Annotated in this window: 10 protein-coding genes, 1 other RNA gene and 2 pseudogenes; 3 read left to right on the plus strand and 10 right to left on the minus strand. The window is 37.1% G+C overall.

Features of this window, described 5'->3' with window-relative positions; all coding sequences use genetic code 11:
• Window positions 1-9: 9 nt before the first annotated feature.
• Window positions 10-1,413: a glutamate decarboxylase gene (locus CKV67_RS12240; RefSeq protein ID WP_014093652.1), complete on the minus strand. Its 1,404-nt coding sequence runs from the start codon at window positions 1,411-1,413 to the stop codon at window positions 10-12.
• A 120-nt stretch (window positions 1,414-1,533) separates the two neighbouring features.
• Between CKV67_RS12240 and CKV67_RS12245 the strand changes: the two genes are divergently transcribed.
• Window positions 1,534-1,842 (plus strand): SdpI family protein, encoded by a 309-nt coding sequence (locus tag CKV67_RS12245; protein ID WP_014093653.1) that lies wholly within the window; start codon window positions 1,534-1,536, stop codon window positions 1,840-1,842.
• A gap of 60 nt (window positions 1,843-1,902) precedes the next feature.
• Here the strand turns inward: CKV67_RS12245 and licT are convergent, their stop codons facing one another.
• Window positions 1,903-2,757, minus strand: a complete 855-nt coding sequence (licT, locus tag CKV67_RS12250; protein WP_014093654.1) for a BglG family transcription antiterminator LicT — start codon at window positions 2,755-2,757, stop codon at window positions 1,903-1,905.
• 259 nt (window positions 2,758-3,016) lie between these two features.
• Between licT and CKV67_RS12255 the strand changes: the two genes are divergently transcribed.
• Window positions 3,017-3,433 carry a VOC family protein gene (locus tag CKV67_RS12255; RefSeq protein ID WP_032363899.1) on the plus strand — a complete coding sequence of 139 codons (417 nt, stop codon included), beginning with the start codon at window positions 3,017-3,019 and terminating at the stop codon, window positions 3,431-3,433.
• A 20-nt stretch (window positions 3,434-3,453) separates the two neighbouring features.
• Here the strand turns inward: CKV67_RS12255 and CKV67_RS12260 are convergent, their stop codons facing one another.
• Window positions 3,454-3,963: a ClbS/DfsB family four-helix bundle protein gene (locus CKV67_RS12260; protein WP_014093656.1), complete on the minus strand. Its 510-nt coding sequence runs from the start codon at window positions 3,961-3,963 to the stop codon at window positions 3,454-3,456.
• A 122-nt stretch (window positions 3,964-4,085) separates the two neighbouring features.
• On the opposite strand from CKV67_RS12260, the gene CKV67_RS12265 reads away from it, so the two are divergent.
• The gene (locus CKV67_RS12265) at window positions 4,086-4,427 is read left to right on the plus strand and encodes a YxeA family protein (protein ID WP_014093657.1); all 342 of its coding nucleotides are present in this window, start codon (window positions 4,086-4,088) and stop codon (window positions 4,425-4,427) included.
• Window positions 4,428-4,458: 31 nt separating this feature from the next.
• Here the strand turns inward: CKV67_RS12265 and CKV67_RS12270 are convergent.
• From CKV67_RS12270 to CKV67_RS12300, 7 genes and pseudogenes are all read right to left on the minus strand, one after another.
• Window positions 4,459-4,842 (minus strand): annotated as a pseudogene (locus CKV67_RS12270) (GyrI-like domain-containing protein).
• A gap of 53 nt (window positions 4,843-4,895) precedes the next feature.
• Window positions 4,896-5,792 (minus strand): helix-turn-helix transcriptional regulator, encoded by an 897-nt coding sequence (locus CKV67_RS12275; protein ID WP_014093658.1) that lies wholly within the window; start codon window positions 5,790-5,792, stop codon window positions 4,896-4,898.
• A 44-nt stretch (window positions 5,793-5,836) separates the two neighbouring features.
• Window positions 5,837-6,406, minus strand: a complete 570-nt coding sequence (locus tag CKV67_RS12280) for a YdcF family protein (protein ID WP_014093659.1) — start codon at window positions 6,404-6,406, stop codon at window positions 5,837-5,839.
• 252 nt (window positions 6,407-6,658) lie between these two features.
• Window positions 6,659-7,028: a transfer-messenger RNA gene (gene ssrA / locus CKV67_RS12285) on the minus strand.
• A 521-nt stretch (window positions 7,029-7,549) separates the two neighbouring features.
• Window positions 7,550-11,473 (minus strand): annotated as a pseudogene (locus CKV67_RS12290) (TIM-barrel domain-containing protein).
• Window positions 11,474-11,488: 15 nt separating this feature from the next.
• Entirely contained in the window at window positions 11,489-12,433 is a 945-nt protein-coding gene (locus tag CKV67_RS12295; protein ID WP_025280082.1) for an internalin N-terminal domain-containing protein, read from the minus strand.
• A 58-nt stretch (window positions 12,434-12,491) separates the two neighbouring features.
• Window positions 12,492-15,767, minus strand: a complete 3,276-nt coding sequence (locus CKV67_RS12300; RefSeq protein ID WP_014093661.1) for a TIM-barrel domain-containing protein — start codon at window positions 15,765-15,767, stop codon at window positions 12,492-12,494.
• Window positions 15,768-16,124 lie beyond the last annotated feature (357 nt).

Below are 16,124 nucleotides of genomic sequence, written 5' to 3' on the forward strand. Positions count from 1 at the left end.
TCTTCTTTTTTAATGTGTAAATCCGTATGAATCATTTCGTCCTTTATCATGATAGAGTACTCTCGCATGTTCTAAATTCTTGATTGCCGCATGAAAATCACTCGCAAATTCTTCGGCAACATTATGCCCTAAATCTGCCCGGCAAACAAAACGTTGAATTATTGTATCACTCAAATCAGTTGGTAGTGGGTACGCAGGAACTTGCCAGCCTTTCATTAAAAGTTGATCTGCTAAGTCATACAATGTCCATTCGACATCCAAATCTTCTTTCATTTTATAACAAACTATCGGCAAGTTAGAACCATCATTGATAATCTCAAAATAGCCACTTTTTTCTACTGTTTTTGCAAGATAGAGTGCTGTTTTCTTTGTTTTTTCGTGAATTTCTCGGTAACCTTCAAAACCAAACCGTAAAAAATTATAATATTGCCCGATAATTTGGCTAGCACTTCTGGAGAAATTAATCGCCATCGTTGGCATCGAACCACCCAAGTAACTTACTTCAAAAATTAATTCTTCTGGTAAATACTCTTTATCCTTCCAAAGTATCCATCCAACGCCTGGATAAACGAGACCATATTTATGACCAGATGTATTAATTGAAACGACGTTTTTCAAACGGAAGTCCCATGGCAATTCTGGATTTACAAAGGGTGTAAACATCGCACCACTCGCTCCGTCCACATGAATCACTAGTTGATGTTCATTGGCTTCATTATAAGCCTCTACTTTTTCATCTAGTAAAGCAATATCATCAAATTTCCCAGTATAAGTAATACCTAAAATCCCAACAATACCAATCGTATAATCATCTACAAAATCAAATACCCGGTCCACGTCTAAACTTAGATGTTCTTTATCCATTGGTATCACACGCATATCGATATCCCAGTACACACAAAATTTTTCCCAACAAACTTGATACCCTGAAGAAATAATCAAATTAGGACGTTTTGCTTGAATATCTAACCCACGTTTTTCAGCATTTTTACGCCATCTAAATTTCATTGCTAAACCACCGAGCATGCATGCCTCGGATGATCCGACAGTGGAAGTGCCTAAGTAAGCCATTTCTTTCGGCGCATTCCATAAATCAGCTAAAATATTAACACACCTGTTTTCGAGTTCTGCGGTTTGCGGATATTCCGACTTATCTATCGCATTTTTTTCGAGCGTTTCCGCCATAAGTAACTGCGCTTCTTCTTCCATGTATGTTTGACAAAAAGTCGCCAAGTTTTGTCTAGCATTTCCCTCATCCATCAACTGATCTTTCACGAGTTGATAAGCAATACGCGGTTCCATTGGTTCTTTCTTCAAAACATATTTCGGAATACTTGTACTCTCTTCCTCGGAACCAAAGAGTGGAATTCGATAACTTTCATGTTTTCGCTTGTCGTTTTCGCTATAAAGCATCTTTTTTCCTCCTTAAAATTACTGACTCTTTTGACCAATACCCATTAAAGTACACACCCAAACCGTTCAATTTTTCACAAATATTTGTTATACTACGAAGATACCCAAAAGGAGGTTATTATGTTTGATTTAATTTTCCCACTGTTACTCATTATTCTCGGCGTCCTCTACCGTATTAATCCCCCACAAAACAAAGAAAGCCGTTTTAGTTATCGAACAAAGGCTTCATTAAAAAGTAATTCCAGCTGGGAAAAAGCTCATCAATTGCTTAGTTTTTATTGGATAATTACTGGTATTATCTTACTTATTTTCTCGCTCCTACTTGCTTTTATTCCGATGCACGCCTTCATTCGGAGTTCGATATTACTTACAACTAGTATTTTTGCCGTATTACTCACTGTTATTTTAGTAGAGAAAAAGTTGCAATAAAAAAAGTACCGCCAGCAAGCAGTACTTTTCTGTAATCCATTACATAATCGGCAAAAAAATTTAATCTTCTTTTATAATCGTATTTCGTTCCGTTACACGAAAGATATGAATAGTGAGATAGACTCGTTCGTCTCTTGTTAACTCGGTGTGATGCGTATTAATCAAGTACGCATCAATTTTTTTTGTACAATCAAATGCTTCGGGATACTTGATTTGCACTTGTTCATATAAAAAGTCGTCTCCTGAATCAACAATTTCTTTTCGAAGCAACCGCTGTGCAAAATACTGTAAATGTGTGATAAATCGAGTGTAATTCAGTGAAGTTTCATCCAAGACCATCCCATAATGATAAGTAACGATACTTAGAATATCTTGAACGATTTGTGTCATTGCTACTGTCATATGCATTTGTTGCCCATCTTGCCTAGCGTTGACGATGTGGAGTGCAATAAAGCCTGCCTCATCTTCATCTAGCTTAATTCCTATTTCTTCTTCAATAAACTCCAGTGCCTTCATGCCAACCAAGTACTCTGCGTGGTAAAATCGTTTTATTTCCCATAAAAGTGCATTTTTCAAATTAATACCTTGATTATAGCGAGATACAGCGAAATTAATATGGTCTGTTAATGTTAAATAAATATTATCACTTAAATCTGTTTCGAGTGTTTCTTGCGCATACTGAACAACATCATCCGCCACGCGCAAATGTTTCAGTGGGATTTCACTCAGTAGCTCTGATAACTTCTCTGATAGTTCGTGTGTTTCCATAATAAATGTTTTTTCAATCTTGGACGCGTCCACTTCATCTCCAAGTTTCTTTTGAAAAGCAAGGCCACGTCCCATAACTACAGACTCCTTGCCACTTTTACCCTCGGCGATTACAACATTGTTATTCAGAATTTTTTTGATAATCATGCATCTTCACCTCTCTCAAAAGAAAAAACCCAAACTAATTCCAATGCTATAGATACCAAAATAGCACTTGAATTAGTTCAGGTTTTGCCTGCCTTGGCAGTAACAATCCTATACATTTCTCTAATATTATAGTACAAAAAGAAACCGATTACAAGTAGTTTTTTGATATTCAATTTAGCATTACTTCTTATCTTCCCTACTTTACCACAACTTATTCATTGACATGTGATTTGCAGCATGCTATTTTTGGCTGGAGGTGATAAATTATGATAACACGCTCGGACAAATTTTTGTTAACTTGCCTGTAAAAGATTTACAAGCATCTATCGCCTTTTTCACGAAGCTTGGTTATGAGTTCAATCCCAAATTCACTGACGAAAACGCTACTCAAATGATTATTGGGAAAAATATTTTCGCCATGCTCTTGAAAGAAGATTTCTTCCAGACCTTCCATAAAAACGAACTCGCAGATACAACTAAAGTACGCGAAGTCCTCATTACAATATCACTTAAAAGACGAGAAGCGGTTGATGAATTAGTAGATTTAGCTCTAAGCATCGGCGCAGAGACGGCAGCCGAACCTCAAGAATATGAATATATGTATAGTAGAAGTTTCCTCGATTTAGATAAGCATCTGTGGGAGATCCTCTATTTTAACGAAGACGCATTTGAATAAAACAAAGCTGCTGGAATCTATCAAATTCCAGCAGCTTTTTTAAATTTCTTGATTTTTTTAATGGCCCAATCATAATGACTGGTTGTACTAGAAATGAGCCATGCTCCTAGTGAAGTTGTATTCGTCCACTTGAAATATTTTTTTGTAAATAACTCTTCATTTGAATGTTCCTCTATCATCTGCATCTCTTTCTTATGCGTTTCATCAAGCAGTTTCCTAGCTTCACTTAAACTAGTACCTTGATATTTCTTCCAAATCGCTGCATTTAATTCTGGTGTTGTTTTCCACGTATAACCTTCTGCTGGAGTTACTGGTTTCCCACCTGACATCCCAACTCTATACCACTCTAACATCATTTTATGCCATTCATGCAAATGCACTACTACATCACGAATGTTCTTATCTCGATCCTCAAACGGAAATGGTTGCATTTGTTTTTCTACAGGAATAGTGTCAATCAAATCGTTGAGTTTTTGATAATTCTCTGCACTTAACTCCATTAATTCTGTTTTGTTTGTCGGTCTCGCCATAATAATCTTACTCCTTCCTAACAATTATGTAAGTTTTATTACTTATTTTGTTACCTTATAAGCGGGATTTCCATCATATTTACCTATAAAATAAACGTAAGAACTAAGTAAAGGATGATTAAATGAAGAAAATATTTATAGGTATTATTAGTCTATTAATTCTTGGAGGTATAGGTTTAGGCATTTACTACTATTGCTATGATAAAATAGCAGTAGCAGAACAATATTACGTTAAAATCACCAAAGACGGTGAAAATACTGGCGACAGGGGCTTTGCTTATTCTTATGTGCTTTCAGGTTACAATAAAGATGGAGAAGAAGAAAAAATGAACTTCAAAGCGGATAAAAACCTACGTAAAGGAGCTTACTTAAGACTCTACTATAAAAATTTCAAAGGTGTCACGACATTTGAAGAAGTGACTCCCGAGCAAGTCCCAAACAAAGCTGCTGAAAAACTTAATTAGTACCAAGCCCCTCGGTTTTCCGCGGGGGTTTTTAAATAGAAATATACACTTCTATTTTACCATCCGTATGATACCACTCGAAATCCGTATTATAAGCTCGATTAAGCTCACTATTTCGCTTCCAAATTTCATTCCATACTTGTTCTACCCCTTTAGGATTGGTTGTATCTACCTTAAAAACAAGATACTCTCCTGCTTCAATATTAGCTGTCATTTCTTGTTTTCAATTGGTTGTTCCAACGAGTAAATCATAATCCCCCATGTAATCACTTGCATAGTTACTATAGACTGCAAAAATATCTCCAGTTGGTTTTTCTACCATTACTTCACCCCAAAGTCTCGCAATTGGGCTAAAATCATCATTGTTTGTTCGTATTTGTTTTCCGTAAATCACTTTATTTTCTTGTAGATTCACTATTTACCACCTCTTTAAATACATTATAGCGAATAAAACCTGACAACTATCTGTCAACAATTCAAATGAAAATAAAGTTTTTCCACTTCTCTTTTATACTGCACTTTTAATGACTCTGGCTCAACAATTTTCACAGAACTAGTAAACATTAATATAAAAGGAATGATATTTTTACTGCCGTCATAATCGAACGTGACCCGAACATATTCGTTATGAATATCCATTTCTTCTAATAGAAAATAATCAAGCAATTTGCCAAGTTGATTTTTTGGGAAGTCCAGAGTGATTTTATTTGTTTTATGTACAATTTCTTCTATTTTATTTAAAACAACTATTTCTTTATCCAGCTGGTTTAAGGTAAGTATTCTCGTTAATTTAAAATTACGAGTTGCCTTCCGCTTGTGACAATATGCTTCTAAGTACCAACTTCCATCCATTAAATTTAATTTCTGAGGGGAAATTTGCCTTTTTGTTTCTGTTCCATCCATGGCAACATAGGTGATTTCTAATTGTCTGTTCGCGGTAAATGCTTTTTGAATATGCGCCATTTTACGTTTCACTTCAGTTTCAATTTGTTGTCTATGTTGTGTAGCTGAGTCGAAATAAATATGATTTGTTGTTGGCTTTTCCGTTTGTAGTAATGTAATTTTTTCTCGTAGTAACTCTTGGTTTTCATTCAATACAAATCCAGACCTTGCTTGAAGTGCATCGAGTAGAATTTGTTTTTCTGTTTCCGAAAAGGTAAATGTCGACAGTTTATAGGAATCAAGCATAGTAAACCCACCATTTTTACCTGGTAATGCAACGACTGGGAATCCTGCGTAAAGAAGCGTATCCATGTCACGATAAATAGTTCGTGTACTGACTTCAAATTTTTCTGCTAATTCACTTGCAAGGACTTTTCGTTCTAATATTAATACTAATATGGCTAAAATCCGCTCCAGTTTCACCCGTAAAACCTCCAACACTTTTAGCATTATTATAACATGCAATTTTACCAATCAAAAACCCATGCATAGGATATCGACAATACTTCTCGCACCATTCCTTTATATTTTGCGATTGTCTTTGATTTTGCCGGAAGTCCTGTTGCATCAATGTTTTGACGTTTCGCAAGCATCAGCGCCCGATACATATGATAATCACTTGTAACAATCACTGTTTTCTCAAGCTGAAATTTTTCTTTACTATAGCTAATATTTTCTTCCGTCCTTTTGGATTTAGTTTCGGTATCAATCCGTGCTCTCTGAATACCTTCATTAACCAAATATTCTTCCATAACAGTCGCTTCTGTCTCGCTTTCATCTGCGCCCTGACCACCACTAACAGCCACTCTAGCTTTTGGATACTCATTTAAGTAATCTACTGCCGCATCGAGCCTCTCCTGTAAAACATGGGATGGTCGAGCCGGTTCACCGTTTACTTTTGCTCCCAGAATAAGAACCGTCTCGGCATTCTCACTTGGTTTCGCCTTAGCCCCACTAAACATACATATTGTAACAATGAACAGATATAGCAGACTAATCACAATGAAAATAATGAAAATTTTTCTAAGTTGTGCCATTTTCTTCCTCCCTTAGCTTTTTTCTAGCAAGTTTAACAAATACTTCTAAATAAAAGAGAAAGAAATGGTCAAGTTAAAGGAAATTCAACTTACTATAAAAATTCTCAAAATAAATACCCTGATAATTAACTGAGGTTTATTATTGATGCTATTTCAAACATATATTAACTAGCTTTAATAAAAAAAGTTATGCATTGTGCAACAGTTTTATTAAACCATTACAGAATACATAACCTTTCTTATCTAAGTCAAAAGTGGAGATGGTGGGAGTCGAACCCACGTCCAGAAATATCGGCACTTAAATATCTACGAGCGTAGTCACCGTATTAGCATTTCGCATAAACATCAGCCCGGTAACAGGCTTCCATTCAGCTAGTCTGATTAAGCTCTTCTAACTAACCCCAGACGGAGATTATTTAGTGTAGCCCACTTAAAGTGAGACCCTTACCGTAGCACATGGGCGATGCACGGAGGATCAGCTATGCTACTGCTTATTAGGCAGCGAAAGCTAGGTTTTGTTTTTCTTTGCCAGTTATTATTGGCTTTGACGTTAATAACGAGGACGATCCCCCCGACTCGCAACTCAAGCTCGAACTATCCCTGTCGAATCCGTAACATCCCCAGGAAATAAGTCTAGCAGATAGTATTATACAGGAAAAAACGAGGCTTTACAAATAGAAAAAACTTGCGCTATAGCACAAATTTTATTTTAATTCATGGTTATTGGAACGCTATATTCAAGAATTTCTACTCCTGCAACCTAAGAGTATCATACCGTTAAATCTAATAATCACCTATTGCTAATGTAGTAGTTGGAGCAACAATTTGTTTTGTTGTTTTATCATAATCTACTGCTAATTTATCATAAATAGGTAGTGTAATAGTGCCATCCATACCAAATACTACTGTTTGAATTAGGTAATCTTCCTAGATTTAAAATCAATTGCTATTAATTCTGGATAATTTTGATAGTTCGGAACAGTATACTAGCAATTTCATATACCGCTTGCACTAGCATCCATTGTTTTAAAAGAAACCATACCTACAATGATGACACTCATAATTAAACAAACCTTGAAGAAATTCTTCATGTCAATCTCCTTAAAAAACTAAGCGGGATGATTACACCCCGCCTAGCTTTCATTATTTTGTTCCAGACATAACTCGAACATTATCAATATGGATACTTGTTCCACCTGGTGAGTCCATTTGGAAACTTGTATTGATATTTCCAGTTGTTACTTTGACATCTTTAATTGATACGTAATGCCAAACATTATCTGCTACTAAATCAATTGTCTGACCTTCACCACTGTCATAATTATTTACTGTCATTTGGGCTTTTGCCGCATCATCTTCACTTACTTTAACCCAAGCTTCGACATCATATGTGGCATTATTCGCTGGTACAGAAATTTGTTGAGCTAGCGTTTGTTTATATGCGCCTGGGAGATAGAAGTAAGCACTTTGGCTACCGAATGCTGGTGATTCTGGAGGATTTACCCCTGAGCCACTATCTACACCATAAGCGTTATCTTGACCATCTGGATGTGATTCTACCCAATTGGTTGTTCTGCTCGGATCCCGTTCAAAACCGCCATTATCTAATAAATTTACTTCTGATTGGACTGGTGACTCAACTGGATCTGCCGAAACGAGAATTCGGTCCATATTGATATTCCCTGTTGTTTCGCCGTCCATCAAAAAGGTGATTTTATTTGTTCCAGCTTTTAGATCTACTGCTTTTTCTGTATCTGACCAAATATTCCAGTTTTCTCCTTCTGAAGAGAAAGTAACGCGAGAATTATATTCGCCATTCGTGTACAAATCAAGTGTTTGTGGCATACCTGTTCCATTAGCAGTACGTGTGTTTAATACATACTCCCCGTCCGCTGGTACATCTACTTCAAACTTAATTTCATCTCCAGTTGTACCAAAACCACCAACAAATCCTGCACCACTATAGAACCAGTGATCCGTTGCTACTGCAAGCGTTCCTGCAAGATCTGCTTCTTCTGCTTCGACTTTCGCAATAGTTGGCGTGAAACCAATATTTACTTTATCAAGTTGTACTTGGTCTGCTTTGTCATCTGCATCGGTTACCACTTTGTAAGTAATGCTATTTTTACCTGCTGAAAGTGGTAATGCTTCTGATGCAACAGCTGAGTCTGCTGCTGGTTTTAGCGTTGTTTGTTTCACGTATTCACCGTTAACAAAAATACTTAATGATTGATTATCACTGGAAGCATTTTTATAAGTTAAATCCACATTGTAATCGCCAGCATCTTTTACATTGGCATAAACAGTTGTTCCAGCGCCATCTGTATCATAGCCATCTACATATGTTTTTTCAGAAACTGGTTTGTCAGCTACAGTACTTGCAAAACTGGAACCATTTTCCATTTCGTACGTTCCAGTTTGTACGACACTTTCAGAACCAGTAGTTGTAATCACTGTATCCGCATCTGCTTGAGCAGGTACTTTTACATACGTTACTGCGCCGTAAATATCGCTCGAAACAGCATAACCTTCTCCATCCGCATTTTCTAGTGCCGATAAATCATCATAAAATTTGCTATCTGCTCCGTCAACTTGAACGCTTTCTGCTGCATTTCCGTGGAGTTTAACAATATAATTTTCTGTATCCGCTTGATAACTTCCTTCTTTTGCTCCAATAGTGAATGTCGTGCTATCAGCTGTTTTAGAAGTAGTCATTTTCTGTTTTAAATAGGTTTCTTTTTCGTAATCAAAAGATTTTCCGTCATCGTCATAATGTGTAAACGTTGTATTATCTTCTGAAGCAAAAGTGTCTAAATAAACTGTTTTGACTGCTGATTCACCAACATAGTTTTGTGGTTGTTGCATTGGCATAATTGCACCCTGTTTAACGAACATTGGTACATCTGTCCAGTCTTCATCATTTATTTCATAATTAATTGTTTGATTTCCTTCATAAACATCTCCACGGTTATAGTCAACCCAAGTTCCTGCTGGTAAGTAAATATCACGAGAACCTGCGCCTTCTTCTAATATAGGTGCCGCAAGAATCCCATCACCAAACATCCACTCATCCGTCAAATCCACTACATTTTCATCAGTTGGATTGTCGAAAATTAATGGTTGAACTAGACCAACACCAGATTCATACGCTTGTCTTTCGTATGCATACATATAAGGAATCATTGAATAGCGCCAAGTCATCGTGCTTTTCGCTACTTCTTCAGCTGTTCCACCATAATACCAAGGCTGACGTTGCTGATTGTCATTTCCGTGTGTACGGAAAACTGGTACAAGAGAACTAAATTCCATCCAACGGCTATATAGTTCAGGATCTGGATTTAAGATTTGCCCAGAGTTAGCATTAAAGCCACCTGTATCCATGCCCCATTTCGTTTGTCCTAAATTAATTGTCGAAAGCATCGTACTTGGTTGTTCTTGCATCCCGTTTGCCTAATCAATTACCTCGCCTTTTTTCCATTGAACTCCGATATCTCCGGACCAAATGGAAGTGGAATAGCGTTGTGCTCCTGGGTAATACGTTCTACCTGTTTGCCAAACACGTTTGTTTGTATATTCACGTTGCCCTTCGTACATTGCTTCGGAAGTGAAACCAGTTGTGAAATTACCGAACCAATAGTCTGCCCCATTAGATGATACTTTGTCTGTTTCATCATTCCACCAACCTACAATACCTTTATCTAAAGCATCTTCGGAATGAGACCACCACCAGTTACGTTCGTCTGGGTTGTATGGGTCAATACTTCTAACTGTTACTGGGAAAGCATAATCTTCATATGCCGCTTGTCCAGGATACCAATAACCATTTGTTTCTGCGTCCTTACCTTGTTGCGTTTCTGTACCATCTTCTAAATTAGTTACAACACGTGGCTTCGTAATACCAATCATTTTGACCCCTAATGCATCCATATCCGTTTTTAAAGTTGTATCCGCGGAAGATGGGAAATTATCCGTATTCCAAGCAAATTCACCGTAATCTCCTCCGTGGACCGGATCTCCGTAAAACTTCCAATCATAGTCAAAGGCAAATGAATCAATTGGAATTCCTTTTGCGCGATAAGTATCGATATTTTTTCTAAATTCCGCTTCATTTGTTCCCCACTCAAAGTTAGAAAAACCAAGCGACCATTTCGGCATCATTGGTGTGTGTCCTGTAATATCGGCGTAAGAAGACATAATCGCTTCTGGTTTACCTGACATCAGGTACATTTCTACGTTCTCTTTCACATAACGGCGTCCTTCAACCACTGTATCACCATAATAAAACTCTAATTTTTCTTCATCTGAAACCGAATATGGATAACCACCATCACTATCTACTAAAAGACCATATCCAGCTGTTGACCACATGAACGGTCCACCCGCATTTCCTTGCTGACCAGCTTGAGCAGTTTTCCCACTATCTGAAGCTGTATCATCGCGCTCCATCCCAAGGTCTCCATCACCAAAACTAATTCCGTAAGCACCGTATACATGGTCACTCGCACTACGTTTAAATCTTACACCTCCATCAAAAATGCCACCATCAGCTGACTCAGATAATAAAGCTTTTCCGTCCTTATCTTTAAATGTCATCCGAGCTGGATTTTTGGCGATTTCGAGTGTACATTCATCGGTTGTGATTTTTATTGGGTCTGATTCTAAATCAATCGTTGCTCCAATTGCTGTAAAAGTAGCATCTGGATCAATCATTGGCGTAGACTCACTATTTTCAATATTCCTTGGACGCAAATTCACTTTTAATAAGTTGTTTGCTAGTGGAGAAATTTCCAGATAGTCATCTTGGTCTTCATCCCCATTATCGATTTTGAGTGTAATCACATTATCGGTTACCGTTGCATCAATAACATTACCAAGCCCTTCTTCTGCACTCAACTTCGCATACTCATCTTTACTTAATTGCTGAGCAGCTTCTGCTTTCGCCATTTCTTTTCCCTTGGTTTCTTCCGCATTTACTTGAACTTCAAGCGGCTGAGTTATCCCTAAATTCAGCCAAACAAGCGGAAGCACTGCCAAACTGACACAAACTTGCTTCATACCTTTTTTCATCATCTCGCCCCTTTTTTATTCAGTGATTGTTACTGGAAAATCATACCACCCTACATATTCTCCACCGTTATAACCTAAGGAAATTTCTAGCAAATGTTCTCCTGGTTCTAAGAAGGCGGTTTCAATTGTATACATATATGACCCTTCATAGGTTGGATACACTGGTTTATATAATTCTTGGCCGTTATCTCGAATAATAATCAAGTTATCCTTACTTGGCACAATAAAATCTAACGCTTGATAGATAAATGGAACAAAAACTTCTAAATTCTCCCCCTGTTTAATCGTTGTTGGGGGATATGTTGCTGTTTGCTCATCAAAAGACCAGCTTCTAAGTTGTTTTGATTGGAATATTTCTTCTGGAATAGAAATTAAATGATTTTGGAATAGCAAAAGTGTATCTAAGTTAGTCAAATTCATCCAAATATCCTCTGCAACATATCCAGAAAGCCCTGCATATTCCAAATTAACATCTACTAGACTCTCCATCCCAATAAAAAGAGGAATATTGAAGCCAAAATCATTTCCATGCATATCTATAGTTGTTAAATTAGGATAGACTTCATTTGGAAAAGAAGTAATATTTGCACTATAAGCTTGAATATTTTCTAAGGCAGGTAAACTTGCTGATAGTGAAGGCATCTCACCGATATTATTACTCCAAATAGCCAATTCTACTGCATTAGGAAATACTTCATTATTAAGCACACTTAAATCTTCACCTGTTAAGTCTAATCCTGGTAAAGGAATTACTTCAATCGTATCCAAATCATCTTGAGTAATAATATCATTGACAGAATCTTTATCAAGTTCTTCTGCAAAAGCTTCTGCAATTGCTTCAACCGGAAAAGCTTCAATAATTGGAGCTGGCAATGGTACCGTTTCAGCCTGCGCTTTTGTAACTGGAATAAAGATTATACAACAAATAGCTATAAATACCATCCCTATTATTTTTTTCACTCATACTACTCCTTTCAATTTAGCCACCCTTCTTACTGATAAAAAGGGTGGCTCTATTTCATTTCTTAATAACTACATGATCAAAGTTAATCCCCGCCGTATCATCTGCTTCAAAATCAAAGACGACTCGGTTATTTTCATCATGTAAGGTTACCGGAACTTCCACTGTTGCCCAAGTATCCCAATCGGCCGTTTTTGGTAAATTGATTTTTTGTTTTGAACCATTCACATAAACAGTTCTTGTCGCATCTTCTACACCAGCACTATAACGAACTTCCATTGTATACTCTGAAGCTCCATCAACTGCATCAATATCAAACTCGACCGCTTCTTTTTCTTGATCAAAGCTTGCTACAAATCCTGTGCCAGTATATCCAGCATGGTCATTTGCAGTAGTTACATTCGTTAAATGACCGAATTCTGCTTCGTATGGCGCATGATTTGTTCCATTCATTACAATCGTTTGAGCACTAGTTTTGATCCCAGCTTTTACATAAGTTAGATTTTGCAAGGAATCATAGTAATAGCCAGTTGTAGCTTCATTAAATGCATCAAGTGTATCTGCTTTTGCTACTTCTGTTCCATCGATCGTAACGTCTGTTGGTTCTGTGCTGAAAACTTGCATAGTTGTTTCATCTGCCATTGCAGGAAGATTTACTATTACTTTTTCATTGGCAAAGTCTTCGGAAACACTAATATCACGCATTTCTCCACCATTGACATCATCGTAAAAGCTGTATTCGCTATCTCCTGATGGATAAACACGGAAAGTTAGATTTTCATAAGCATCTATATCATTTCCGACATTCTGGCCCAGTTGATAACCGGCTGTCATATTCATTGGGATGATCGCTCCAGCTTTTGCAAAAACTGGAAGAGTATCGACATCAGCATAATAAGAAATTGTTTCTCCACCTGGATGAATACCACCATTCCAAATATCAACCCATTCTCCTTCAGGTAAATAAACTTCTTTTTCAGTTTGACCTTCTTGTACAATCGGTGCTACTAATAAATCATCACCAAACATATACTGTTCATCTAAACCATGTGTGTTCACATCATCCGGATAATCCATTGCCATTTGGCGCATCATTGATTTACCATTGTCAGCAGTATCTTTCGCTGCAGTGTAAATGTATGGTAATAAATTCATTCTTGTATATAAATATTTTTGGAACGTTGGTAAAATTGTTTCATCACCTGTTCTAGCTACTGCATTCCAAGGTGAGCGCTCTTCACTTGGCGAAGGATCTGATTTTTCCGAGTGGAACTGCATAATCGGTGCAAATGCTGCCATTGCTGTTGCCCGTTTATAAAGTTCTGATGTCGGATAGCTCCCCGTAAATCCAGCCATATCCCAAGCCCAATAAGAAACACCTGATGTAGATGCGCTAAGTCCAGCTTTCACGGATGATTGGAATGACTCAAAGGTCGAAGTTTGATCGCCTGACCAGTAAATTCCAGATTTTTGTGCGCCTGAAGTTCCTGAACGACTGAATGAAACGGCATCTGGATTAATGCTCTTCGCAAAATCAAAATAGCTAGAAACATAATCACTTGGATAACGGTTTCTCATTTCTTGTCCATTCTCACCATTAGAGAAAGTTGTATCGCGTCCCCAGACCATTTCTCCACCATCTGTTTTAAATCCATCAATACCCACATCTGTTAATAAGTATTCACGTTGCGACGTCCACCAATCTACTGCTTCTTCATTAGTGAAGTCTAGTAATATCCCATTTCCAAACCACTGAGACGCTGGAACACGATATGGTGCTCCTGTCCCGTCATCCGCACTGTACCCTTGACTTATCATGTATTCTTCATCATTATCTCGTTGTTCGTAAACAGTACCATCATCTTTTAATACTGGTACCTGCCATAAAACGATATTCATTCCTGCATCATGAACACTATCCACCATTGTTTTTGGATCTGCCCATTTCCCGTTAAAAGTAAAATCGTCATAGCCAAATGCTTCCCCGTCTTTTTTAGCTGTGTAGGTTGCATCATTCCAGATATAGTACGTTTCTTCATCACTCCACTGCTCTAATACAAATCCAGTAGCTGGAATTTCGTTTTCTTCTGCATTAGCTAGTGCTGTACTAACATCTGAATCTCTGTCCCACTCATTTGCTGACATCCAAAGGCCAAAAGCCCATTTCGGTAGCAAAGTGGTTTTCCCAGTTATATCTGTATAATTATTCACAATATCATTTTGATCTTTGCCGCTAATAACATAATAGTCTAGCATCGTCGTCATATCTCCATCATTGTCCAAAACAAAGCTGTACTTGTCTTCTACTTTAGAAGCCATTTGGAACTGTGAATGGAAATCCGAATTAACATACATACCATATTTATTAGCACTTACAAAGAATGGTACTGCTAAATAAGTTCTTTCTGTTTGAGCTTGATCTTGATATTCATTATAGACATAAGTTTCTACATCTTTTCCACGTTGATTGATTGTGTCATAACGCTCACCAAAACCATAAAACGCTTCATCATTTGGTGTTACAAAATTATTTTGATATTGATTAATGACATTTTTCCCGTCAGTTAACCAACCTAAGCTATTTGCTGTTGTATATTCACTAGTAAGTAAAGTGCCATCTGCTTGATAAACTTCCATTCGATATGGCGATTTTTGTATTTCCACTCGTAAATCATCGGTTGTAATCGTTATTTCATCTGCACCATCTTCCACAGTGTATTCTGATTTACCACCATGTCCTGTTTCTTTACCAGTTGGTGAAAGTTCCATACGTAGTGTATCTATGTCTTCAAAAGAGACATATAACTTCGGTATAAATCCCCCTGCCGTCGCTGTCATATTTAACGTAATAGAATCTCCATTATCAACTACACTACTAACATTCTCCACGTATTCCCAATCCGTTACATAAAAAGTGAATGGACCACTTTCATAAGTTGTACCTCCATTAGCAGATCCTTTTGTAGTATAAGTAATCTCGTCCCCTTTTTCAAAATTTCCTAAATCTGCTTTCCAGTAAGTATTGTTTCCACTATTATAATCATATTCTGCGGTTATCTTTTCTTGTGCCACTCCATTTTTTGTCCACTCAACCCAAACACTATCTCCGTCTTCAATTGGCCAAGTTGTTATATTTAGAGTGACATCTTCCCCTGCTTTTGGATCTCTTGGTGAACGCTCTGTTGGTTGAACAGAGTATAAATCATCATCTCCATATGGCGAGTGAAATTCTCCGTCCATCGCCCAAACATTCGTCCCAAATCCACTCAAACAACTAAAGATAAGTATACCTAAAATAAAAATCAAACTAATTTTTCTTGTCTTCCGCTTCATCTCACTTTCCTCCCTTATTCGCCTTTGTCCAAAAAAAGTACTACTTTTGATGCAATATTTTTCAAAATTGTTAATTTTAGAATAGTTGTGTTGTACATATAATCACATAATGTTATAATTTTTCACAGATACACTACAAATATTCAAATTAACCTCCTTCCACAAAAAACGCAATTATGCCAGACCACATTCATGGAAAAACAATAATTGCGTTCATCAGAAGAACTTGCATAGCTAACCTAGAATAACCAGTTAATACTTGTTAAAAAAGTTAACATGTTGTCTCCCTCCTTTTTTTATCTATGCCTAAATTCTATCTTAGAAACCCAACATAAAATTAAAATACATCAAATTTGA

The sequence above is a fragment of the Listeria ivanovii subsp. ivanovii genome (genome assembly GCF_900187025.1).
Lineage (GTDB): Bacteria > Bacillota > Bacilli > Lactobacillales > Listeriaceae > Listeria > Listeria ivanovii.